Source organism: Novosphingobium sp. NBM11, assembly GCF_015390225.1.
Classification (GTDB): Bacteria; Pseudomonadota; Alphaproteobacteria; order Sphingomonadales; family Sphingomonadaceae; genus Novosphingobium.
Map to the genome: position 1 here is coordinate 1720460 of NZ_VUOG01000001.1, position 21341 is coordinate 1741800.

The 21341-nt window shown below is 67.2% G+C and carries 24 protein-coding genes and 1 tRNA gene; 7 read left to right on the forward strand and 18 right to left on the reverse strand.

The genetic code is table 11. The features are described from left to right. Positions 1-31: 31 nt before the first annotated feature. The 4 genes from F1640_RS08195 to F1640_RS08210 all read right to left on the reverse strand — a co-directional run bounded on the left by F1640_RS08195 (position 32) and on the right by F1640_RS08210 (position 2676). Positions 32-199 carry an LPXTG cell wall anchor domain-containing protein gene (locus F1640_RS08195; RefSeq protein WP_124808209.1) on the reverse strand — a complete coding sequence of 56 codons (168 nt, stop codon included), beginning with the start codon at positions 197-199 and terminating at the stop codon, positions 32-34. Between the two features lie 56 nt (positions 200-255). Then, positions 256-765, reverse strand: coding sequence for a DNA-deoxyinosine glycosylase (locus F1640_RS08200; RefSeq protein WP_125954008.1), 510 nt, complete (start codon positions 763-765; stop codon positions 256-258). Positions 766-777: 12 nt separating this feature from the next. Beyond that, the gene (gene leuC / locus F1640_RS08205) at positions 778-2208 is read right to left on the reverse strand and encodes a 3-isopropylmalate dehydratase large subunit (RefSeq protein ID WP_124808207.1); all 1431 of its coding nucleotides are present in this window, start codon (positions 2206-2208) and stop codon (positions 778-780) included. A 99-nt stretch (positions 2209-2307) separates the two neighbouring features. Then, positions 2308-2676, reverse strand: a complete 369-nt coding sequence (locus F1640_RS08210) for a hypothetical protein (protein WP_124808206.1) — start codon at positions 2674-2676, stop codon at positions 2308-2310. Positions 2677-2815: 139 nt separating this feature from the next. Between F1640_RS08210 and F1640_RS08215 the strand changes: the two genes are divergently transcribed. Further along, positions 2816-3331, forward strand: coding sequence for a sterol desaturase family protein (locus F1640_RS08215; protein ID WP_194918643.1), 516 nt, complete (start codon positions 2816-2818; stop codon positions 3329-3331). 37 nt (positions 3332-3368) lie between these two features. Here F1640_RS08215 and F1640_RS08220 read toward each other — a convergent pair. From F1640_RS08220 to F1640_RS08235, 4 genes are all read right to left on the reverse strand, one after another. Beyond that, positions 3369-3443: transfer RNA gene (locus tag F1640_RS08220), tRNA-Thr, on the reverse strand. A 28-nt stretch (positions 3444-3471) separates the two neighbouring features. Beyond that, a complete protein-coding gene (locus tag F1640_RS08225) occupies positions 3472-4356 on the reverse strand; it encodes a hypothetical protein (RefSeq protein WP_194918645.1) in 885 nt (294 codons plus the stop codon). Beyond that, positions 4353-5303, reverse strand: a complete 951-nt coding sequence (locus F1640_RS08230) for a hypothetical protein (RefSeq protein ID WP_194918647.1) — start codon at positions 5301-5303, stop codon at positions 4353-4355. The genes F1640_RS08225 and F1640_RS08230 overlap by 4 nt, the downstream gene beginning before the upstream one ends. Continuing rightward, positions 5284-6606: a replication-associated recombination protein A gene (locus F1640_RS08235; RefSeq protein ID WP_136956507.1), complete on the reverse strand. Its 1323-nt coding sequence runs from the start codon at positions 6604-6606 to the stop codon at positions 5284-5286. Before F1640_RS08235 ends, F1640_RS08230 begins: the two co-directional genes overlap by 20 nt. A 129-nt stretch (positions 6607-6735) precedes the next feature. On the opposite strand from F1640_RS08235, the gene F1640_RS08240 reads away from it, so the two are divergent. From F1640_RS08240 to ruvB, 4 genes are all read left to right on the forward strand, one after another. Next, on the forward strand, positions 6736-7389 hold the full coding sequence (locus F1640_RS08240) for a PadR family transcriptional regulator (RefSeq protein WP_309229224.1): 654 nt from the start codon (positions 6736-6738) through the stop codon (positions 7387-7389). A gap of 74 nt (positions 7390-7463) precedes the next feature. Next, entirely contained in the window at positions 7464-7925 is a 462-nt protein-coding gene (locus F1640_RS08245) for a hypothetical protein (protein WP_124808200.1), read from the forward strand. 80 nt (positions 7926-8005) lie between these two features. Further along, complete coding sequence (ruvA, locus tag F1640_RS08250) at positions 8006-8620, forward strand: Holliday junction branch migration protein RuvA (RefSeq protein WP_125954010.1); 615 nt, start codon at positions 8006-8008, stop codon at positions 8618-8620. Positions 8621-8660: 40 nt separating this feature from the next. Beyond that, positions 8661-9689, forward strand: coding sequence for a Holliday junction branch migration DNA helicase RuvB (ruvB, locus tag F1640_RS08255; RefSeq protein ID WP_194918649.1), 1029 nt, complete (start codon positions 8661-8663; stop codon positions 9687-9689). A 505-nt stretch (positions 9690-10194) separates the two neighbouring features. Here the strand turns inward: ruvB and F1640_RS25160 are convergent. Continuing rightward, positions 10195-10845 carry a hypothetical protein gene (locus tag F1640_RS25160; protein ID WP_255530314.1) on the reverse strand — a complete coding sequence of 217 codons (651 nt, stop codon included), beginning with the start codon at positions 10843-10845 and terminating at the stop codon, positions 10195-10197. Positions 10846-10864: 19 nt separating this feature from the next. On the opposite strand from F1640_RS25160, the gene F1640_RS25165 reads away from it, so the two are divergent. Continuing rightward, a complete protein-coding gene (locus F1640_RS25165) occupies positions 10865-10939 on the forward strand; it encodes a hypothetical protein (protein ID WP_255530490.1) in 75 nt (24 codons plus the stop codon). A 161-nt stretch (positions 10940-11100) separates the two neighbouring features. Here the strand turns inward: F1640_RS25165 and acnA are convergent, their stop codons facing one another. Together acnA and F1640_RS08270 are read right to left on the reverse strand one after the other, a co-directional pair. Beyond that, positions 11101-13773, reverse strand: a complete 2673-nt coding sequence (acnA, locus tag F1640_RS08265) for an aconitate hydratase AcnA (protein ID WP_125954012.1) — start codon at positions 13771-13773, stop codon at positions 11101-11103. A 235-nt stretch (positions 13774-14008) separates the two neighbouring features. Then, positions 14009-14914: a DMT family transporter gene (locus F1640_RS08270; RefSeq protein WP_194918651.1), complete on the reverse strand. Its 906-nt coding sequence runs from the start codon at positions 14912-14914 to the stop codon at positions 14009-14011. Between the two features lie 238 nt (positions 14915-15152). Between F1640_RS08270 and F1640_RS08275 the strand changes: the two genes are divergently transcribed. Continuing rightward, on the forward strand, positions 15153-16547 hold the full coding sequence (locus tag F1640_RS08275) for a L,D-transpeptidase family protein (RefSeq protein ID WP_194918652.1): 1395 nt from the start codon (positions 15153-15155) through the stop codon (positions 16545-16547). Between the two features lie 35 nt (positions 16548-16582). Here the strand turns inward: F1640_RS08275 and F1640_RS08280 are convergent, their stop codons facing one another. The 7 genes from F1640_RS08280 to F1640_RS08310 form a co-directional block, all read right to left on the reverse strand. Then, entirely contained in the window at positions 16583-17221 is a 639-nt protein-coding gene (locus F1640_RS08280; protein WP_194918653.1) for a murein L,D-transpeptidase catalytic domain-containing protein, read from the reverse strand. 61 nt (positions 17222-17282) lie between these two features. Further along, on the reverse strand, positions 17283-17774 hold the full coding sequence (locus F1640_RS08285) for a GNAT family N-acetyltransferase (protein ID WP_194918654.1): 492 nt from the start codon (positions 17772-17774) through the stop codon (positions 17283-17285). A gap of 156 nt (positions 17775-17930) precedes the next feature. Next, a complete protein-coding gene (locus tag F1640_RS08290; protein ID WP_194918655.1) occupies positions 17931-18494 on the reverse strand; it encodes a TIGR02281 family clan AA aspartic protease in 564 nt (187 codons plus the stop codon). Between the two features lie 78 nt (positions 18495-18572). Beyond that, positions 18573-19700 carry a flavodoxin-dependent (E)-4-hydroxy-3-methylbut-2-enyl-diphosphate synthase gene (gene ispG / locus F1640_RS08295; protein WP_194918656.1) on the reverse strand — a complete coding sequence of 376 codons (1128 nt, stop codon included), beginning with the start codon at positions 19698-19700 and terminating at the stop codon, positions 18573-18575. A gap of 87 nt (positions 19701-19787) precedes the next feature. Further along, positions 19788-20318 carry a GNAT family N-acetyltransferase gene (locus F1640_RS08300; RefSeq protein WP_255530316.1) on the reverse strand — a complete coding sequence of 177 codons (531 nt, stop codon included), beginning with the start codon at positions 20316-20318 and terminating at the stop codon, positions 19788-19790. Positions 20319-20370: 52 nt separating this feature from the next. Next, a complete protein-coding gene (locus tag F1640_RS08305) occupies positions 20371-20802 on the reverse strand; it encodes a hypothetical protein (RefSeq protein ID WP_124808189.1) in 432 nt (143 codons plus the stop codon). Positions 20803-20884: 82 nt separating this feature from the next. Then, entirely contained in the window at positions 20885-21337 is a 453-nt protein-coding gene (locus F1640_RS08310) for a GFA family protein (protein ID WP_194918657.1), read from the reverse strand. Positions 21338-21341 lie beyond the last annotated feature (4 nt).

A 21341-nucleotide genomic window follows, 5' to 3' on the forward strand; every position in this document is an offset into this window, starting at 1 on the left:
TGCGCGGGCGCGCCCCGCAAGACCCGAAACGTCAGTCGGTTTCGACGGGGTCCGCCGGGGGCGTCGGCTTCGCCTTGCCCGCCTCGGCGCTTTCCTTGCGCCGCGAGGCATAGAGCAAAGCCGCCGCCAGCGCCGCCGATCCGATCGCCGCGCCCGCCATGGCCGCCTTGCCGGTCCAGTCCGTCTTCTTCGTCGTCACGAAACCAAACTCCTTGATGCGCGGCCAATGTGACGGACCGTCATCGATTTGCAACCTCACCCCGGCGGATTTTCCGCCAGAAAATCCCGCAGCTTCAACCATTCGGCCTGCTTCTGCGCGAAGGTGACACTGCAATAGGCCGGGCTGCTGGACGGAAGCTGAACGAGCGCCACGCGGTCAAGTTCCGCCAGCGCGCGCCGGCCGATCCGCGCGGACATCGCGCCGTTGAAGGCCACGCAGCGCAGGTTCGGCAGACCGGCAATCAGCGCGGCCAGCGGGTTGGCCTCCGCATCGCGGATCGCACCGTCCAGGCTGCCGCTGCGCCGGGCCGAACCGATCGTGTCCCACAGCCCCACGCCGGCCGCCAGCAGAGCGGCCAGCCGCGCGTCGTAATCGAGCGCGGCAATGTCCTGCCCGATCGCGCCGCCGATCAGGCGCCAGAACTGGTTGAGCGGATGCGCGTAATAGCGCCCGGCAGCCAGCGAGGCCTCGCCCGGCAGGCTGCCCAGCACCAGCACCCGCGTGGCGGGGGACGCGACGGGCGGGAACGACGCCTTGCGGCTCATTCCCCCGCCCCGTCAGACGAGTTCGCGAACGTCCGTGAGATGGCCGGTCACCGCCGCCGCCGCCGCCATCGCCGGGCTGACGAGGTGCGTGCGCGCGCCCGGCCCCTGGCGGCCGACGAAATTGCGGTTCGAGGTGGAGGCGCAGCGTTCGCCGGCCGGCACCTTGTCCGGGTTCATGGCAAGGCACGCCGAACAGCCCGGCTCGCGCCATTCGAAACCGGCATCGATGAAGATGCGGTCCAGCCCTTCGTCCTCGGCCTGCTTCTTGACCAGGCCGGAGCCGGGCACGACGATCGCCCAGCGCACATTATCCGCCTTTTTCCGGCCCTTGAGCACGGCAGCGGCGGCGCGCATGTCCTCGATCCGGCTGTTGGTGCACGAACCGATGAACACGTTCTCCACGGGGATCGAATCGAGCCGCTGGCCGGGTTCGAGGCCCATGTAGGCCAGGCTCGCGCGCACCGCGTCCTGCTTGGACGGGTCATCGAAGCTTTCCGGTGCGGGAACAATGCCGCTGATCGGCAGCACGTCCTCGGGCGAGGTGCCCCAGGTCACGCTGGGCGCAATGTCGGCCGCGTCGATCACCACGACCTTGTCGTACTGCGCGCCGGGATCGGTGGCGAGGCTTTGCCACCAGGCCACGGCCTTGTCCCAGTCCGCGCCCTGCGGCGCATAGGGGCGGCCCTTGATGTAGGCGAAGGTCTTTTCGTCGGGCGCGATCAGCCCGGCGCGCGCACCGTGCTCGATCGCCATGTTGGACACGGTAAGCCGGCCCTCGATCGACAGGCTGCGGATCGCCGATCCGGTATATTCGATGACATAGCCGGTGCCGCCCGCCGCGCGCAGCACGCCGGTGATGTGCAGCACCACGTCCTTGGCCGAAACGCCGGGACGCAGATCGCCGTCCACGCGCACTTCCATCGACTTCGACTGCTTGAGCAGCAGCGTCTGCGTGGCGAGAACGTGCTCGACTTCCGACGTGCCGATGCCGAAGGCCAGCGCGCCCAGCCCGCCGTGGCAGGCGGTGTGGCTGTCCCCGCACACGATCGTCGCGCCTGGCAGGGAAAAGCCCTGCTCCGGCCCGACGACGTGGACGATGCCCTGCTCGATATCGGCGTCCCCGATCAGGCGGATGCCGAATTCGGGCGCATTGCGCTCCAGCGCGGCCAGCTGCGAGGCGCTTTCGGGATCGGCGATGGGAATGCGCCGCCCCTGCGCATCACGGCGCGCGGTGGTGGGGAGGTTGTGATCGGGCACCGCCAGCGTCAGGTCGGGACGGCGCACCGTGCGGCCCGATACGCGCAGCGCCTCGAACGCCTGCGGGCTGGTCACTTCGTGCACGAGATGACGGTCGATGTAGATCAGGCTGGTGCCGTCGTCGCGGCTCTCGACGACGTGGGCGTCCCAGATTTTCTGGTAAAGCGTGCGCGGATTGCTGGTCATGCAAGGCGGTTAGGCGCGCCCCTGCCGCATTTCAAGCGGGAAGAGGCGCGCCGGAAGGTTAGATTACGAAATTTTCTTGCGCGGTGGAAAGTCGATCAATCAGCCGCGACGGCCGTCCCAGTCGCGCCGTTCCATGCGCAAGTGCGCGCGGACGTCGTTCACGCGGTCCTGCAACCTGCGCACCTCGTTGCGGTCCAGCCCGCCGCGCGCGAACGCGGCATACTGGCGCTGGATATCGGCGGCCTGGCGGCGCAACCCGCTGGCCTCGCGCGGCGAGATGGTGCGGCGGGCCTGGGCGCGATCGATGTCGGCGCGCAAACGCTGGATGTCGGAGCGGATTTCGGCATTGCGCGCCGGCGTCAGCGCCCAGGCATCGTTGTGCCGCGGCGGCATCGGCTGCGCGAGCGCGGGCGCGGCCGCACCGGCCAGCGCGGCGGGGATGAGGGCGGCGAGAATGAACTTCTTCATGGCTTCGGTCCTTTCAGTCTGCGGTCTCTTCCGCACAACGCCGTTCCTGCCCCCAAGTGCCTGAATGGCCGGAAAATGCGCGTCGCAGCACTGCAAGAAAGTGTCGCGAACTGTCGCGTCGGGCGGTATGGAAACGGTCATGACCACGCTTGCCGCCACGCTGATCGTCCTTGCCACCGTGATCGCCATGGAAGGCCTTGCGTGGAGCAGCCACAAGTATGTGATGCACGGCTTCGGCTGGGGCTGGCACCGCGATCATCACGAGCCGCACGACGGTTTTTTCGAACGCAATGACCTCTACGCGCTGGTCGGCGCGGCGATCTCGATCACCTTTTTCGCCCTGGGCAGCCCGCTGGTGCGCGGGTCTGCGGCGTGGGCGCCGGCCACCTGGATCGGCATCGGCGTGCTGGTCTATGGCGTGATCTACACGCTGGTGCACGATGGCCTGGTCCACCAGCGCTGGTTCCGCTGGGTGCCCCGGCGCGGCTATGCCCGGCGGCTGGTGCAGGCCCACAAGCTGCACCACGCGACGATCGGCAAGCACGGCGGCGTCAGCTTCGGCTTCGTCTTCGCGCGCGACCCGGCGGTGCTGAAGCGCGAGTTGAAAGCGCAAAGGGAGCAAGGCATCGCGGTCCTGCGCGAGGCGGTTGAGTGAGGCAGAGGAGTTGCGCGAACAGCGCTGGACGATGAAATGGTGCCGACTGAGGGATTCGAACCCCCGACCTTCGGTTTACAAAACCGCTGCACTACCACTGTGCTAAGCCGGCGCGCCTGAGCGTCGCGGTCTCCCTAGCCTCAAGGACAGCCGAAGGTCCAGCCCTCCGTTCGCGCGATGGCATCGGTCAGCAGAGCGGGCGCCCAGAGTTCGGCGCGGCCGGCATTCGCGCGCAGCCAGGCGGCGGTGAGCAAGGCATCGCTGCGATGGTCGTCGATCGCGCCCCGATGCCCGGCGGGTGCGCTGCCAAGCGCGGCGAGCGCGGTGTCGAGGTCCGCTCCGTCGCGGATCTTTGAACGGGCGGCGCTGCGGCCGGCGGCGATGGCGGCGATCGTGGTGTAGATTTCGACCAGCACCGATCCGCCGGCGGGCAGCGGGTCGACCGGCCAGACCGGCAAGCGCCCCTCCATCCGGTGCAGCAGGCGCATCCCCGAAAGGCTCGACTTGCCCACCTGCGCCGCACCGACGAGGTTGAAATTGCTATAGGGCTTGCACCCCAGCCGTGCCTGTTCTTGCTCGGTCACGCGGAAGCGGCCACGCCCGTCCGCCGCGCCGGGCAGGCGGAAGCGATCGCCTTCGCGCCCGCCGTGGCGGCGGAAATGCCGCGCCAGTTCCGGGTGATCGACAAAGGCACCGACCGCGAGGTGCGGTTCCTCCGTGCAGAGCCGATCGACAAGCCGCCAGAGATCGCGCGCAAAGACGGGGCTTTCCGCCCAGCCGGGAAAGAACGCGCCGGCATCCGCGAACGCCAGCGACATGCCCAAGTCCATGCCAACGAGCGTATCGGATGGCAGATCATCCAGCAGCCAGCCCAGCACCTCCGCGCGCGACCAGCGATGGCCTTCGCGCACGAGCACCGGCGCCGCGCTGCCTTCACGACACAGCGCCACGGCGATGCCCTTGTGGCGCTCACCCGCCGCACCGGACCAGTCGATCGCGGCGAAATGGCGGAAACGCCCTTTCACGCCCTGCCGTGTCGCGTCCTGCCGTGGCCTGTCCTGCTCTTGCCGGCCGGTTTGTGGACGCCCGTCTTGCCGGGGCGGGCCTCGTCTTCCTCTTCGGGCGGGGCGCAGCCGGCGTGGCCGGGTTCGATCTCGGTGAACGCGAAATCGTTCTTCAGCAGGCGCAGTTCCATCCGTCGGCGCGGGCCGACATCGCGGTCGAACGGCATCATCGACAGCACCAGGCACGAATCGTCGGCCCAGCGCAGCAGGCGCCAGGAATTGCCGTAAAGCCCGCCCTTGTTGCTGACATCGGCAACGCGCACCACCTGCCGCTTGCCCACTTCCCACACGCGCACGCCTTCGATGCCGCCGAAGCTGGCATCGCTGAACTGGATCGCGGCGAAGCGCTTGTGCCCCGGCGAAAGCAGCGGGCGCGAGACGGTTTCGATCACCCGGCCATGGCCGATGCGATCGATCACCTTGTAGCCGTCGGCCTCGTAACCAGTCCACCAGAAGCCCAGAAGCCGCAGGTCCTCGCTGATGCGGAAGTCGCGCGCTTGCGCCATGCCGTACATGTTGACGCACAGCGTGCGGCCCGAAAGCGTCTTCACGCTGAGCCGGGTGGTCCCGCCGATCACCAGCGCATGCAGCGCGCCCGGAATCATCACCGGCTTGTCCGGGAAGTACCGGCCCCGCCGCGGCACTTCGGCGCAGGGCGGGAATGCGGGCGCGGGCGTGGCCGAAGCAGACGGCGCGGAAGCGGGCTGCGCGGGCGTGCTCTCGGGCGACGGCGATGCTGACGGAGCCGGTGACGGCGTGGCGGAGGCCATCATCGCCGGCGCACCAGTCGCGGCGGGCGTGGCGCTCTGCGTGGGCCGCGGGGCTGGCGTCGCGTCCTGCCCGCAGCCGGCAAGCGTCACCACCGTCCCTGCCATCACCAGAAGGATGCTAGCCTTCCCGACGTTCACGCCTTTTCCTTTCCCACCAATCCATCCGTTCGCGCACCTGTCTTTCAAAACCGCGCTCCACCGGGCGGTAATAGTGCTGCGCCCCCATGCCTTCCGGCCAGTAGTCGGCGCCGGAGAAGCCGTCTTCCGCGTCATGGTCATAGGCATAGCCCTTGCCATAGCCGATGTCCTTCATCAGCCGGGTCGGCGCGTTGAGGATATTGGCCGGCGGCATCAGCGATCCCGTTTCCTTCGCGCTTTTCCAGGCTTCCTTTTGCGCGACATAGGCCGCGTTCGATTTGGGCGCCGTGGCGCAATAGAGGCAGGCCTGGACGATGGCCAGTTCGCCTTCGGGGCTGCCGAGAAAATCGTAGGCGTCCTTGGCGGCAAGGCACTGGACCAGCGCCTGCGGGTCGGCCAGGCCGATATCCTCGCTGGCGAAGCGGACCAGCCGGCGCAGCACGTAGAGCGGCTCCTCGCCCGCCGTCAGCATCCGCGCGAGGTAATAGAGCGCCGCCTGCGCGTCCGATCCGCGCAGCGCCTTGTGCAGCGCGGAGATCAGGTTGTAATGCCCGTCGCGGTCCTTGTCGTAGACCGCCACGCGGCGCATCAGGAACTTCGACAGCGCATCGGGATCGAGCGGTTCGGTCAGCGAAACGTCAAACAGCGTTTCCGCCTGGTTGAGCAGGAAGCGCCCGTCGCCATCGGCCGAGGCGACCAGCGCCTCGCGCGCGGGGCCGGTCAGGGGCAGGCGCAGCCCGGTGATCTCTTCGGCGCGCCGCAGCAATTCGCCGAGCGCGGCAGCATCCAGCCGGTGCAGGATCAGCACTTGCGCGCGGCTGAGCAGCGCGGCGTTGAGCGCGAAACTGGGATTCTCCGTAGTCGCGCCGACCAGCGTGACCGTGCCCTTCTCCACGAAGGGCAGGAAGCCGTCCTGCTGGGCGCGGTTGAAGCGGTGGATCTCGTCCACGAACAGCAGGGTGCGCCGGCCGGTAAGCGCCATCGCCTCGGCCTCGGCGAAGGCCTTCTTCAGGTCGGCCACCCCCGAAAAGACCGCGCTGATCGCCACGAAGCGCATGTTCACGGCATCCGCCAGCAGGCGCGCGGTACTGGTCTTGCCGGTGCCCGGCGGCCCCCACAGGATCATCGAGGAAAGCTTGCCCGCCGCCACCATCCGCCCGATCGCGCCTTCCGGCCCGGTCAGGTGTTCCTGCCCGATCACGTCGGCCAGCGTGCGCGGGCGCAGGCGGTCGGCCAGCGGCCCGTCGTCGCGCGGCTCCGATGGTGGCGTATCGGCCGGGGGAGAGGCGAACAGGTCGGTCATCTGCGTTCGTGATAGGGCGTAACCCGCATGGGGGGCAGATAGCGCGCCGCAAAAATTTTTCATCCCCGCTCTTGCGTAACATTCAATAAGATATATCTTAGACGCATCGTGATATACGGAGTAAAGACATTGCGACACGAACAACACCGCTGCGGCCTCGATCACGGCCGCAACCACGGACGCGGTTTCGCCGCGCGTGGCATGATGAAGATGATGATGGGCGGACGCGGTCCGTTCGGCCGGGGTTTCGGCGATTTCGGCGGCGGCTTTGGCGGCTGGGATGACGAATCGGGCGGCCGGGGCGGTCGCGGCGGCGGCAGGGGACGCGGGCGGATGTTCGCCGGCGGCGAACTGCGGCTGGTGCTGCTGCGCCTCGTGGCCGAACAGGATCGCCACGGCTATGAACTGATCAAGGCGATCGAGGAACTGACCGGCGGCGAATACGCCCCCAGCCCCGGCGTGGTCTATCCCACGCTCAGCCTGCTGGTGGACGAAGGCCTTCTCGCCGAAGTGGCCGGCGAAGGATCGCGCAAGGCCTTCACCGTGACCGAGGGCGGGCGCGCGGAACTGGCGGAAAAGGCGGCCGAAGCCGATGCGCTGGTCGAACGGCTCAAGGCGTTCGGCGAACAGCGCCAGCGGCACAGCAGCCCGCCGGTGCGCCGGGCGATGCACAACCTCAAGGTGGCGCTCGGCCAGCGCCTGATGGGCGGCCTCGACGATGGGATGGCCCACCAGATCGCCGACATCCTCGACGAGGCGGCGCGCCGGATCGAACGGCTCTGATGCTGCCGGACTCGCGCTTGGACGGATGGTTCGATGATGGTATCATGCGCCAGCAGCCTTATGGGGAGAGGCGCATGGTATCTGTCGAAGAACGGCAACCGCTCGAAGAAAGACGTCTGGGCGCGCCATGGCACCTGTGGGTGGTGGGCGTCATCAGCCTGCTGTGGAACAGCTTCGGCTGTCTCGATTACATTCGCACGGTCACGCGCGATCCGGTGGCAATGGCGCAGCTGACGCCGGATACGCTGGCCTATCTCGATGCCATGCCCGCCTGGCTCACCGGCTTCTGGGCGCTGGGCGTGTGGGGTTCGCTGGCGGGTTCGCTGTTGCTGATCGCACGATCGCGCCACGCCGTGCCGGCGTTCGGGCTGTCCTTGCTGGGGCTGGCCGTGAGTCAAGGCTACCAGATAATGACCGAGCGGCCGCCGGAAATGAGCGGCACCGCGATGGCGATCTTCACCGCCCTGATCTGGGGCGTGCTGCTGTTGCTGCTGTGGTATGCATCGTCCATGAAACGGACCGGCGTGCTGCACTGAGAGTAGCGATCACCGATGGCAGGAAGCGTCACGCATCAGGGGCTGGTGCGCGGCGAACAATCCTGCCATAGGAACAAACCATGATCGCCAAGCTCACCGGCACCCTGGATGACACCGGCCCCGACTGGGCCGTGATCGACGTGAACGGCGTCGGCTATCTCGTCCACTGCTCGGCCAAGACGCTCACCCATCTCGGCATCCGGGGCGACAAGGTCGTGGTCCATACCGAGATGCAGGTGAGCGAAACCGACCAGCGGCTGATCGGCTTCACCAGCGCGGGCGAACGGGCGTGGTTCCGCCTGCTGACGGCCGTGCAGGGCGTTGGCAGCAAGGTCGCGCTGGCGATCCTGTCCGCCCTGTCGGTCGAGGAATTGCAGCGTGCCTGCGCCAATGGCGACAGCGCCATGGTCGCGCGGGCCAACGGCGTGGGGCCGAAGCTCGCCGGGCGCATCGTCAACGAACTGAAGGACAAGGCGGGCGGTCTGGCCGGCTATGCCTCGCCCCTTGGCCCTGGCGGAGAGGCCGTGCCCCTGCCCGCCGGCTCCGCCAGCGCCGACGCCATTTCCGCGCTCCAGAACCTGGGCTTCAAACCCGCCGTCGCCAGCACCGCCGTCGCCGCCGCGCTGAAGGAACTGGGCGAGGACGCCGGCCTGAACGACCTCGTGCGCGTCGCGCTGAAGCGGGCGGCGGGGTGACCGCGATGAACACCCGTCTCGCGATGTGGCAGTCGAGCACATGACCGATAACCCCCTCCTCTCCGCCGCGCGGCAGGACGAAGACCCGGACGCCGCGTTGCGGCCCAAGTCGCTCGCCGAATTTACCGGGCAGGAAGCCGCGCGCGAGAACCTGCGCGTGTTCATCGAATCCGCCAAGATGCGGCGCGAGGCGATGGACCATGTGCTGTTCTTCGGCCCGCCGGGCCTGGGCAAGACCACGCTGGCGCAGATCGTCGCGCGCGAACTCGGCGTGAACTTCCGCGCCACCTCCGGCCCGGTCATCGCCAAGGCCGGCGATCTCGCCGCGCTGCTGACCAATCTGGAACACGGCGACGTCCTGTTCATCGACGAGATCCACCGCCTCAATCCCGTGGTCGAGGAAGTGCTCTATCCGGCGATGGAGGACCGCGCGCTCGATCTCATCATCGGCGAAGGACCGTCCGCCCGGTCGGTGCGGATCGACCTGCCGCCCTTCACCCTGATCGGCGCGACCACGCGGCAGGGCCTGTTGCAGACCCCGCTGCGCGATCGCTTTGGCATCCCGGTGCGCCTGCAGTTCTATACCGTGGCCGAACTGGAACGCGTGGTGACGCGCGGCGCCGGACTGCTCGGCATCGGCATCGACCGGGACGGCGCCGCCGAGATTGCCCGCCGCGCGCGCGGCACGCCCCGCGTCGCCGGCCGCCTGCTGCGCCGGGTGCGCGATTTCGCGCAAGTGGCGGGCGCCGACACGATCACGCGCGCCATGGCCGATTCGGCGCTCACCCGGCTGGAAGTCGATTCGCTGGGGCTGGACGCGCAGGACCGCCGCTACCTCACCATGATCGCCGACATCTACAAGGGCGGGCCGGTGGGCGTGGAAACGCTGGCCGCCGGCCTTTCCGAACCGCGCGACACGATCGAGGAAGTGATCGAGCCGTACCTGATCCAGCTCGGCCTCGTCGCGCGCACCGCACGCGGGCGCTGCCTCAACGATCGCGGTTGGCAGCACCTGGGATTGACGCCCCCCACCGGTTCGCTTCCCGACCTGTTCGACAGCGGCAAGTAAACGCGCACGTCCGATCGGGGTAACGGCCTGCCGGGATTCGGTTCCAGTTTGGGACAGAGTTAACCGCGGCGTCGGAAACGGGACATCTTTGGGCATTTTTCATGCCCGAAACCCGGTTAACGCCATTGTCGCGGGGCGATTCATCTGCGTTGTTCGACACGTCAGGAAGGGCGAAGCAGGCTGTTAACGCCGTCATGCTATCGGGCTTCCTCGGGGAACAAGTGAGAGCAACGATCATGTCGGTTCGGATGGCCTTGGCGAAACTTGCAGCCTGCGCGGCGGGCGGCGCCATTCTTGGTGGCGGCGCAGTGCACGTTTCAGAAGCCCCCTCCTCGGGCGAAATTCACCACGTCAAGCTGGTGAAGGTGAAACAGGCCAAGCGCGCGCCGCGCCAGATCGCGCACCGTGCCCCGCGCGAAGTGCATCGCGCCCGCAAGATCGTGCGGACCACCACCACGCGGACCTGCGAGGCGCCCGCGCAGCAGATGGCCATGGTGCCCGTGCCCTATATGCCGCCGATGCCGCCCCAGCCGGTCAGCGGTGGCGGCGGCGTGCCGGTGGTGATCGGCGGCGGCCCGATCGGCGGCTTCGGCGGCGGCTTCTTTGGGGGCTTCTTCGGCGGCGGCGGTGGCGGCGGCAGCGTGGTCGTCTCGTCCACCAGCACCGGATCGTCGTCCACGTCGGGCGGGTCCACCTCCACTTCGGGTGGCTCTACCTCCACCTCGGGCGGGTCCACGTCTTCGACGTCGGGTGGCGTCTCGACCTCCACCGGCGGCGTCTCCACCTCGACGTCGACCTCGAGCGGCAACGTCTCGACATCGACCGGCGGTGTCAGCACCAGCTCGGGCAACGTTTCCACCTCGTCGGGCAATGTCTCGACCAGTTCCGGCAACGTCAGCACCAGTTCGTCGACCTCGACCTCGTCTGGCAACGTCTCGACCAGCTCGGGCAACGTCAGCACCAGCTCTTCGACCTCGACCTCGTCGGGCAACGTCTCGACCAGCTCGTCGACCTCGTCTTCGACCTCCAGTTCGACGAGTTCCTCGACGTCGTCGTCCACGTCCACGTCGACCGGCTCGTCGACGTCTTCGTCGACCTCCAGCTCCACCTCGTCGTCCTCGAACGGCAGCACCTCATCCTCGACGTCCAGCGGCACCGAAGTGCCCGAACCGTCGATGGTCCTGCTGTTCGGCGCGGCCGCGGCCGCGCTGGTCGCGCGCCGGCGCTTCGCCAGGCCCAAGGCCGCCTGACACCATTGTTACGTCACGGGAACTTTTCCCGTAGCCTCCACACGGTCCAGGAAAAGGGAAGGGCGGCCTCCGCGAGGAGAGCCGCCCTTCTTCTTGTTACATAACGTTAGTGCAGCGCAGCCCCGGCCTCGCAAGGAGGCCGGGAACAGCCGGCGCGGCGGTCAGGCCGCCAGCTTGCGCAGCACGTAGTGCAGGATGCCGCCGTTCATGAAGTATTCGACTTCGTTGGCGGTATCGATGCGGCACAGCGCGGTGAAGCTGAAGGTCGATCCGTCGGGCCGGGTCACTTCCACTTCCACGTCCTGCCGCGGCTGGAGGTTGGCCACGCCCTTGATCGTGTAGGTATCGTCACCGGTGAGGCCCAGCGACTGGCGGGTGGCGCCATCCTTGAACTGCAGCGGCAGCACGCCCATGCCGACGAGGTTCGAACGGTGGATGCGCTCGAAGCTTTCGACGATCACCGCGCGCACGCCCAGCAGGTTGGTGCCCTTGGCCGCCCAGTCGCGGCTGGAACCGGTGCCGTATTCCTTGCCCGCGATCACGACCATCGGCGTACCGGCGGCCTTGTACTTCATCGCCACGTCATAGACCGGCAGCACTTCGCCATTGAACTTCGAGAAGCCGCCTTCGACGCCCGGCACCATTTCGTTCTTGATGCGGATGTTGGCGAAGGTGCCGCGCATCATCACTTCGTGATGGCCACGGCGCGCGCCATAGCTGTTGAAGTCCGCCTTCGAGACCTGGTGCTCCAGCAGCCACTGGCCGGCGGGGCTATCGGCCTTGATGTTGCCGGCGGGGCTGATGTGGTCGGTGGTGATCGAATCGCCGAGCACCAGCAACGGCTTGGCCTCGATGATGTCCTGCACCGGAGCCGGCGTCATCGACATGCCCTCAAAGTAGGGCGGGTTGGCGACATAGGTCGAACCGGCGCGCCACTGGTAGGTTTCCGAACCCGTGACGTTGATCGCCTGCCAGTGCTTGTCGCCCTTGTAGACGTCGGCGTAGCGGGCCTGGAACATGGCGCGGTCCATGCAGCCGGCCATCGTCGAATAGACTTCCTCGTTGGTCGGCCAGATGTCCTTGAGGAACACGTCCTGCCCGTCCTTGCCGGTGCCGATCGGGGTGGTGACGAAGTCCTCGATCACCGTGCCCTTCAGCGCATAGGCCACGACCAGGGGCGGCGAGGCGAGGAAGTTGGCGCGCACGTCGGGGCTGACGCGGCCTTCGAAGTTGCGGTTGCCCGAGATCACCGCGCTGGCGACAAGGCCGTTCTCGTTGATCGCCTTGCTGATCGGATCGGCCAGCGGGCCGGAGTTGCCGATGCAGGTGGTGCAACCATAGCCGACGAGGTTGAAGCCGACGTTGTCGAGGTGCGGCTGCAGCCCGGCGCGTTCGAGGTAGTCGGTGACGACCTGCGATCCGGGGGCGAGGCTGGTCTTGACCCACGGCTTCGGCTTGAGGCCCAGTTCGTCGGCCTTCTTGGCGACGAGACCGGCGGCCACTAGCACGCCCGGGTTCGAGGTGTTGGTGCAGCTCGTGATCGCGGCGATCACCACGTCGCCGTCACCCAGATCGAAGTCCTTGCCTTCGACCGGCACGCGCGCGTGAGCCTTCTTGTAGGTTTCGGCCATGTCCTTGTTGAACACGTCGTCCACGTCGGGCAGCGAAACACGGTCCTGCGGGCGCTTGGGGCCGGCGAGCGAGGGCACCACGGTCGACAGGTCGAGTTCGAGCGTGGAGGAGAAGATCGGCTCGACCGACGGATCGATCCAGAAACCCTGCTCCTTGGCATAGGCTTCGATCAGCGCGATCTGCGCTTCCTCGCGGCCGGTCAGGCGCAGGTAGTCCAGCGTCTTTTCGTCGATGCCGAAGAAGCCACAGGTCGCGCCGTATTCGGGCGCCATGTTGGCCAGCGTGGCGCGATCGGCCAGCGTCAGGCCGGCGAGGCCCGGACCGTAATATTCGACGAAGCGGCCGACCACGCCGTGCTTGCGCAGCATGTTGGTGGCGGTCAGCACGAGGTCGGTGGCGGTCACGCCTTCCTGCAACTGGCCGGTGAACTTGAAACCGACCACTTCGGGAATGAGCATGGAAACCGGCTGACCCAGCATCGCCGCTTCGGCCTCGATGCCGCCGACGCCCCAGCCCAGCACGCCCAGGCCGTTGATCATCGTGGTGTGGCTGTCGGTGCCGACGCAGGTGTCGGGATAGGCCACCGTCGCGCCGTTCTGGTCGGTGCTGGTCCACACCGTCTGCGCGATGTTCTCAAGGTTGACCTGATGGCAGATGCCGGTGCCCGGGGGCACGGCGTAGAAGTTGTTGAGCGACTTGGAACCCCACTTGAGGAAGTCATAGCGTTCCATGTTGCGGTGATATTCGATCTCGACGTTCTCCTCGAACGCCTTGGGGTGGCCGAATTCGTCGACCATGACCGAGTGGTCGATCACCAGGTTGACCGGCACCAGCGGGTTGATCTTGCTGGTATCGCCGCCCAGCGTGGCGATCGCATCGCGCATCGCGGCAAGGTCAACCACGCAGGGCACGCCGGTGAAATCCTGCAGCAGCACGCGCGCCGGGCGGTACTGGATCTCGTTCGACGATTCGCTGGGGTTCTTCTGCCAGTCCACCACCGCCTTCACGTCGTCGGTGGAAACGGTGAAGCCGCCGTCCTCGAAGCGCAGCAGGTTTTCCAGCAGCACCTTCATCGAGAAGGGCAGGCGGGAAATGTCCCCGAACTTCGCCGCTGCCTTGCGGAGCGAATAGTAGGCATAGTCCTTGCCGCCCACGCTCAGCGTGCTGCGGGTTCCGAGCGTATCCTGTCCGACCTGGGTCATGGCTAAGTGTCGTACCTCCTGCCGTTGGCCAAGAGCCATCCATCGGGGCATTCCCGCGACGACGCGATCGTTGCATAATCGGCGCGAAAGTGCGGTTCCGGATGACCCGAAATCGAGTGCGCGATGCGCGCTAACCGCCGCGCCGTCAAGGGTAGCCAAGGTCTAATTCGGCCAAAGCCCAACATTACATCGGCTAATGCTTCGCAACAGCAATTCAGATTGGAACGAAGCGGGATCAAGCCGCTGGTTCCGGCACTTTCCCGGCGCTCGCCGCATCCGCCTTCCCGGCCCGCACGGCGATCAGGCAGCCCGCCACGATCAGGGCAACGCCTGCCAGCGTGCGCAGCGTCAGCGCTTCGCCGAACATCAGCCAGCCGACGATCGCCGCCCAGATGAACGCGGTATATTCCAGCGGCACCAGCACCCGCGTTTCGGCGCGGGCATAAGCCCACGTCATCAGCATCAGCGAGGCGGCGGACAACGCCGCCGAGGTCACGATCCAGCCCAGCGCGGCCGGCGTCGGCGCCGGAGCCACCCACAACAGGCCGGGCAAGAGCACCAGCGCGGTTACCGCGTTCTGGAAGAAGGCCACCTCTTCCGGCCCAGCTAACAGCGCCTGGCGCCGCTGCAGCACGAGATTCCAGGCGTAGAGCACGGCGGAAACAAGGATGGCGCAAAGCCCTTTCACCCCTTCGGCGGAATAATGCCCGCCAAGCTTGCCCGCCACGATCACACCCACGCCCATCAGCGCCAGCAGCGATCCGCCCACCGCGCGCCGCCCCACGGGCTCGCCCAACCAAATGGCGGCGAGATAGAGCGCGATCAGCGGCGCGATGAACGACAGCGCGATGCCTTCGGCCAGCGGTGTGCGCACCACTCCGTAGAAGAACAGGACCGCCATCACGCCCGCAACCACCGCGCGCAGCGCATGAAGCCGTATCGTGGACGCCGCCGGCCAGCGTCCGCGCCGGCCAAGCCAGACCGGCAGCATCAGCGCCGTTCCCGTCACGCTGCGCAAGGCCATCGCGGCATAGGCGCCGACAAGAATCGACGCCTCCTTCATGAATCCGTCCATCACGCTGAACGTGGCAAGCCCCGTCAGCGCGATCAGGATGGGAACGGCATGTGCGTGGCGGGCCATGCCCCAGGCTCCTAGGGATTCCGGCGCCGAATGGAAACGCCATTCGGTCGCCTGCCCGACGGCCAGCGTTTCCGGAACAAAGCGGCAAGTGAATGATTCAGGCTATGGTCAGACGCCGGGCTTGATGGAAGGGCCAAGTGCGGTGCATGAAACATCCAAGGCCACGTCGGCATCCCGGCGGCGGCATCACCCGACGAAAGACAGGGGCTTGTACAGAATGCGTGCAAAGGGTCGGCCGATGGCTCGAACGATGATTTCCGGAACGCTGGCGGTCGCACTGCTGGCGCAAGCCGGCGTGGTCTCCGCCGCGCAGAACGGCCCTGTTGACCTGACCGCGCAGGCTCCCGCGCCCCGGCCCAGCGCGACATCTACACCGAATCCCGCGCCCGCGCCCGCCGCTTCGCCATCCGCGCCGGCAACCGCGCCGGGGGCTCCCGTCGTTCAGCCCACGCCGGCGCCGCTGCCGCCGCCGCTGGCGGAATGGTCCGTTGCCGACGCGCAGGCGCTGCTCGCCGCGATCCGCGGCATCGGGGCCGAAGGGCTATTTTCCCGCGATTACGAGCCAACCGCGCTTGCCGCCGCCATCGCCAAGGGGCCCGGGCCTGATCTCAACGCCCTTGCCAGCCGCCTGTTCGTCTGGCTGGCCGAAGACCTGCGCGATGGCCGCACCCCGATGACCGCGCGCATCCAGTGGTTCGCGGTCGACCCCGACCAGGACGTGCGCCCGTCGTCGGCGCTGCTGGCCGAAGCGATGGAAAAGCACGACGTGCCGGGGGTGCTCGCTTCGCTCAACCCCACACACCCGGACTACGCCGAACTCAAGTCCATGCTGACCAAGGCCAAGGACCCGACGCAGATCGCGATGATCCGCGCCAACATGGACCGCTGGCGCTGGCTGGCGCACGACCTCGGCCTGCAATACCTGATCATCAACGTGCCCGAGCAGGAACTGCGGCTGACCGTGAACAACAAGGTCATCCGCAGCTATCGCGCCATTGTCGGCAAGCCGGGCAAGACCGCCACGCCGCAGCTGGCCGAACAGGTCCGCAACGTGGTGTTCAACCCGACGTGGACGGTGCCGCAGTCGATCGTGAAAGGTGAAGGGCTGGGCGCCAGGCTGATCGGCAACCCGGCCTCCGCCCGCCGCCAGGGCTATGCCGTCAGCAAATCCGCCGATGGCACGATCACCGTGGTGCAGCAGCCCGGGGCGAACAATTCGCTGGGGCTGATGAAGCTCGACATGCCCAACGAACATGCGATCTATATCCACGATACGCCTAACCGCGCGCTGTTCAACCTGCCCAGCCGCGCGCTGTCGCACGGTTGCATACGCGCCGAACGCGCCAGCGAACTGGCGATGACGATGGCCATTCTCGGCGCCGACATCACGCCGGACCAGGGTGTCGAATACACGCTCTCGGGCAAGTACACCAAGGTGCCGATGACCAAGACCTTCCCGGTCTACATCACCTATTTCACCGTCGCGCGCGACGTTAACGGGCTGATGCGCAGCTTTTCCGACCTCTATGGCCGCGATGCCCCAGTCATCGCCAGCTTCGCCCAGCCGCGCCAGCTCCACACCAGCCAGCGCAAGAGCAACGAGGCCGTGATCAAGCTCGATAATCCGCTGTAAGGCATCGGCACCGCAAGGCGCGATCCGGCGGGGTTCTATCCGATCCCCAGCCGGTCCGCATAGAGCAGACGGCCGCCGGAGAGGTGCCACAGCGCCTCGTTGAAGTCCGCCTCGCCCATCGCGAAGCAACCGTCGCTGCGGCCGAGCTTGCCCCATTTCGCCAGCATGTCGGTATTGGCGTACCACGCCGGGTGCATCACGATCGCCCGGTCGAGCGCGTTGGTGTTGTCCGGGTCCACCCCGCCCAGCCGGATCGAGGTGCCGTACTTGCCCTTGTACCATTCGTAGGTGATGAACGCCCCGCGCGAGGTGGCGAGGCTGTTCAGCTCGTTGGAAAAGCGCTTGAGGAAGCCGTCGTGCTCCGGGTCCGATCCCTTGCCGTGGGCGACCAGGAACGAGCGCACCTCGCCCTTTTCGAGATCGGCGAAGTGCAGGCGCGGCAGCGAGGAGGGCAGCGCGAAATCGGCCACGCCCACCACGTCGGTCCGCCACAGCTGCGCGCGCACGCGCTCCATCTGCTCCTTCGCAACGTCCAGGATGCGGCGATGCTGCTCGGTTGGCGAATAGGGCTGCGCGAAAACCTTCGCCGGCGCGACCGCGGACACGGCCGCCAGGCCCACGCCTTTCAGCACCGCGCGCCGGTCGATTCCGGCTTCGTTACCACCAGTCTTCATACCACTACCCTGCCACACCGCGCCCTGCCCTAAGCTTAACGGCGCGAATCGTGTCCCCGTGTCAGGAATCTGACGCCTTTGCCCCGAGTCGCGCAAGCGCTTCTCCATCCACGCGCATCACGGTCCATTCGTCCATCGGCCGCGCGCCCAGCGCCTTGTAGAACCCGATGGCCGGTTCGTTCCAGTCGAGAACCCACCATTCCAGACGGGCGCAGTCGCGCTCGATCGCCAACGCGGCGAGGTGCGCCAGCAGCGCCTTGCCCAGCCCCGCCCCGCGCGCGGCGGGCCGCACGAACAGGTCTTCCAGATAGACGCCCGGTCGCCCTTCGAAGGTTGAGAAGTTATGGAAAAACAGCGCGAAGCCCTGCGCCGCGCCGTCCACTTCGCCGATCACCACTTCGGCATAGGGGCGCGGGCCGAACAGCTTGGCGCCCAGCACCGCCTCGTCGAAGCGCACCTCGTGCGCCAGTTTCTCGTATTCCGCCAGTTCGCGGATGAAGGCGCCGATCAGCGGCAGGTCAGCGGGCGTGGCGGACCGGATGGAAATGCTCATGCCCGCGCGGTTAGCGCGACGAATGCAAAAATGGAATCGTCATTGCGAGGAGGCGACAGCCGACGAAGCAATCCAGGGGCAGATCGCGGAACGCTCTGGATTGCTTCGGCCGATGGCCTCGCAATGACGATGGCTGGCATCGTCTTGGCAAACTTGTCAGCTCGCCGAAATCACCAGCCGGTCGCCTTCCAGCGTCACCTTGCCCAGCCGCTTCAGCGCCGACTGCCCCAGCAGGTTGACCGAAAGATCGCGCACCACCACCGCCTCGATTCCGCCGATCTCGCGCCCGTCCACGGCCAGCCGGTCGATCCGCACCACCGCGCCATAGCCCTGCCCCGAAGCCGTGCGCAGGATCGGCTGGTAAGCCGACGACGGGGGATCGATGCCCAGCCGCCGCGCGTCATCCACAGTCAGCGCCACCATGTCCGCCCCGGTATCGACCAGGAAGCGCACCTCGCCACCATCGACCCGGCCATATACGTGGAATTGCCCGTCCGCCCCGCGATCGAGCACGGTCGATCCGCCACGCACGCCACTTTGGAGGGGATTGCCGCGATCCGGGCCATCCGCATCGCGCGCGGCATCCAGATCGGCGACCGTCACCGAAGCCGCATCCGTCGCACCGCTTTCCGGCCCGGCCAGATTGAACACGCCGCCGCTCTGCGCCAGCATCAGCAGCAGCGCGGTCATCCCGACAACAAGAGCCAGCAGGCGATTCATCGCCCGCCTGTCTAACCGCAAGAGGTTGACGATTGGGAAACCGGCCCCCGGGAAACAGGCCGCCCCGGACGGCGGATATTACTCTGCCGCTTCGCTGACCTTGTTGCTCGCGGCCTCGATCTCCGCCGCCTTGGCTTCCACCAGCGCCACGATGTGATCGAGCATGTCCTCGCTCTGCACATGGTGGTCGGTCACGCCCGAAAGATAGACCATGTGCTTGCCGTTGCCGCCACCGGTCAGGCCGATGTCGGTCTCGCGCGCCTCGCCGGGCCCATTGACCACGCAGCCCAGCACCGAGAGCGAAAGCGGCGTCTTGATGTGCGAGAGCCGCGCTTCCAGCGCTTCCACGGTGCGGATCACATCGAAGCCCTGCCGCGCGCACGAAGGGCACGAGACGACGCGGACGCCGCGCGTGCGCAGGCCCAGCGATTTCAGGATTTCGAAGCCGACGCGCACTTCCTCTTCCGGCTCGGCCGAAAGCGAGACACGCAGGGTGTCGCCGATCCCGGCCCACAGCAGATTGCCGATGCCGATCGAGGACTTGACCGTGCCGCCGATCAGCCCGCCCGCCTCGGTGATGCCCAGGTGCAGCGGGCAATCGACCGCTTCGGCCAGCCCCATGTAGGCGGCCACGGCCAGGAACACGTCGCTGGCCTTCACCGCCACCTTGTATTCGTGGAAATCGTGGTCCTGCAGCAGCTTGATGTGATCCAGCGCGGATTCGACCAGCGCTTCGGGGCAGGGTTCGCCGTACTTTTCGAGCAGGTCCTTCTCCAGGCTGCCCGCATTCACGCCGATGCGGATGGCGCAGCCGTTGGCCTTCGCCGCGCGCACCACTTCGGCCACGCGTTCGGACGAACCGATGTTGCCGGGGTTGATGCGCAGGCAGGCCGCGCCCGCGTCGGCCGCTTCCAGCGCGCGCTTGTAGTGGAAATGGATGTCCGCGATGATCGGGATGCGCGCCGCCTTCACGATCTTGCCGAGCGCGGCGGTGCTTTCCACATCGGGACACGACACGCGGATCAGGTCAGCGCCAGCATCCTCGCAACGGCGAATCTGGTTGATCGTCGCCACCGGGTCGGAGGTCAGCGTGTTGGTCATGGTCTGGACCGTGATCGGCGCATCGCCACCGACGGGGACCGTGCCGACCATGATCTGGCGGCTCTTGCGACGCGCGATATCGCGCCATGGACGTACGGAAGACATGCGCGCCCTATACCGCCGCCAGCGCGCGGGCAAAAGCCCGCATGTGGGCCCAGTCACGAAATGGGTGATGAAAGTGAGGTGTGAACCCTACAGCTTCAGCGCGAACAGCCAGTCCTCGTCGCGCTGCTCGCCCACCATGAAGTCCACCTCGCCCACCTTGACGAAGCCGTAGCGCCCGTAGAACCGCTGCGCGCCGGGGTTTTCGCTCCACACCGAAAGCTGCACCTCGTCCGCGCGGCGCCTGCGCGCCTCGTCCAGCGCCCAGTCCATCAGCCGCGCGCCAAGGCCTTGCCCCAGCACGTCAGGATCGCCGTAAAGCTGCTTCAATTCCAGCGGACGGGCCGCATCGGTCACGCGCGGCAGGCTGCTTTCCAGCAGCAGCTTGCAGAACGCGAGCAGCCGCCCAGCCCCGTCCTCCACCACCGCTGTCACCATGCCCGGATCGGTCAGTTCGGCATGAAGCTTCTGCTCGGTGTGGCTGACATCGAGGAATGCGGCGAGGTCTTCGGGGCGGTAGAGATGCCCGAACTTGGCCACGAAAGCGCGACAGCCGAGATCGGCCAGCACGGCGGCATCGGCGGGCGTGGCAAGGCGGACGGTCAGCGAATGTGTGGCCATGCCCCGGCCATAGAGGCAGGAGCCACGCCTTTCCAGCCTTGCCGGTTCGCGATCAATTGCCCGCGGCGGCGACCTTGGGCGGCTTGGTGTAAGGCACGAACTTGTCCAGGCCCACGAAGCCGCGCTGGAAGTGACTGGTGCGGTCGACCAGATGCACCGTGTCGATGCTGCACAGCTGCGAACTGGTCAGCCGGGTGACGAGGACGTCGTCGTTGTCGAGCGATTCGGCGCCCACGCGCGGCTTCTGCACATAGAGCGTGCCGCCCGCGTCATAGACGATCGCGATCTTGTCGTAGATCTGGGTCGAACGGACGGTCGGCATGTAGATGCAGTCCACCGGCGCGCCCGCCACGCGCCCTTCCAGGGCCTTGGCAAGCTGCTGTTCGGGCGTCAGTTTCGGCTTGGCGGCATCGGCCGCCGCAGCGGTCAGCACCATCGCTGCTGCGGCCAGAGCGAAACCCGTCCTGCGCGCAATTCTGTTCATGGCCTGCACGTCCTTTTCCCGGAAAAATCGATCTTTGATCGATGGCACAATTCCCCTGAACAGGCGCTGACCGGCGCAGCGTTCAGGCGGGCAAGACCAATGCCATCCATTCTTCGCGCGTTGCGGGCTGGGTTTCCAGTTGCGGCACGTCGTCCGGCAGCGCGATCCACGGCTGCTTGCGCGATGTCCACACGTGGAACACGGGCACAAGGTCCGGGCTGTCATCGCGGGTGCCGGTGCGGATCGTGGCGATCTCGGGCCGTTCGTGGTTTATCGTGTAGAGCCGGGTCATGCAGGAAGGGCACGCGACGTGCGTCACCGTCGCGCTATGGCTGCCGGTGCAGGTGCCCTCGATCGGCGCGCCTTCGGTCACCAGGTCAGCCACCAGCACCTGCTGGTTCAGGGCAAAGGCGCTGCCCTGCCGCGTCTGGCATCCCTTGCAATGGCAGGCATAGGGGCGGAAGCCTCGGTCCACCGCCCGCCAGCGCACCGCGCCGCAGGCGCAGCCGCCGGTTACCACGTCGCCGATCGCCATCGCC

Excerpts from the sequence above, each read along its gene's own strand:
- F1640_RS08235 (WP_136956507.1), bottom strand. The coding sequence starts at position 6,606 with ATGACCGACCTGTTCGCCTCTCCCCCGGCCGATACGCCACCATCGGAG.
- F1640_RS08310 (WP_194918657.1), bottom strand. The coding sequence starts at position 21,337 with ATGGCGATCGGCGACGTGGTAACCGGCGGCTGCGCCTGCGGCGCGGTG.
- F1640_RS08275 (WP_194918652.1), top strand. The coding sequence starts at position 15,153 with ATGGCTCGAACGATGATTTCCGGAACGCTGGCGGTCGCACTGCTGGCG.
- F1640_RS08300 (WP_255530316.1), bottom strand. The coding sequence starts at position 20,318 with ATGGCCACACATTCGCTGACCGTCCGCCTTGCCACGCCCGCCGATGCC.
- F1640_RS08210 (WP_124808206.1), bottom strand. The coding sequence starts at position 2,676 with ATGAAGAAGTTCATTCTCGCCGCCCTCATCCCCGCCGCGCTGGCCGGT.
- ruvB (WP_194918649.1), top strand. The coding sequence starts at position 8,661 with ATGACCGATAACCCCCTCCTCTCCGCCGCGCGGCAGGACGAAGACCCG.
- ruvA (WP_125954010.1), top strand. The coding sequence starts at position 8,006 with ATGATCGCCAAGCTCACCGGCACCCTGGATGACACCGGCCCCGACTGG.
- F1640_RS08280 (WP_194918653.1), bottom strand. The coding sequence starts at position 17,221 with ATGAAGACTGGTGGTAACGAAGCCGGAATCGACCGGCGCGCGGTGCTG.
- leuC (WP_124808207.1), bottom strand. The coding sequence starts at position 2,208 with ATGACCAGCAATCCGCGCACGCTTTACCAGAAAATCTGGGACGCCCAC.
- F1640_RS08305 (WP_124808189.1), bottom strand. The coding sequence starts at position 20,802 with ATGAACAGAATTGCGCGCAGGACGGGTTTCGCTCTGGCCGCAGCAGCG.
- acnA (WP_125954012.1), bottom strand. The coding sequence starts at position 13,773 with ATGACCCAGGTCGGACAGGATACGCTCGGAACCCGCAGCACGCTGAGC.
- F1640_RS08285 (WP_194918654.1), bottom strand. The coding sequence starts at position 17,774 with ATGAGCATTTCCATCCGGTCCGCCACGCCCGCTGACCTGCCGCTGATC.
- F1640_RS08215 (WP_194918643.1), top strand. The coding sequence starts at position 2,816 with ATGACCACGCTTGCCGCCACGCTGATCGTCCTTGCCACCGTGATCGCC.
- F1640_RS08290 (WP_194918655.1), bottom strand. The coding sequence starts at position 18,494 with ATGAATCGCCTGCTGGCTCTTGTTGTCGGGATGACCGCGCTGCTGCTG.
- F1640_RS08270 (WP_194918651.1), bottom strand. The coding sequence starts at position 14,914 with ATGGCCCGCCACGCACATGCCGTTCCCATCCTGATCGCGCTGACGGGG.
- F1640_RS08200 (WP_125954008.1), bottom strand. The coding sequence starts at position 765 with ATGAGCCGCAAGGCGTCGTTCCCGCCCGTCGCGTCCCCCGCCACGCGG.
- F1640_RS08245 (WP_124808200.1), top strand. The coding sequence starts at position 7,464 with ATGGTATCTGTCGAAGAACGGCAACCGCTCGAAGAAAGACGTCTGGGC.
- ispG (WP_194918656.1), bottom strand. The coding sequence starts at position 19,700 with ATGTCTTCCGTACGTCCATGGCGCGATATCGCGCGTCGCAAGAGCCGC.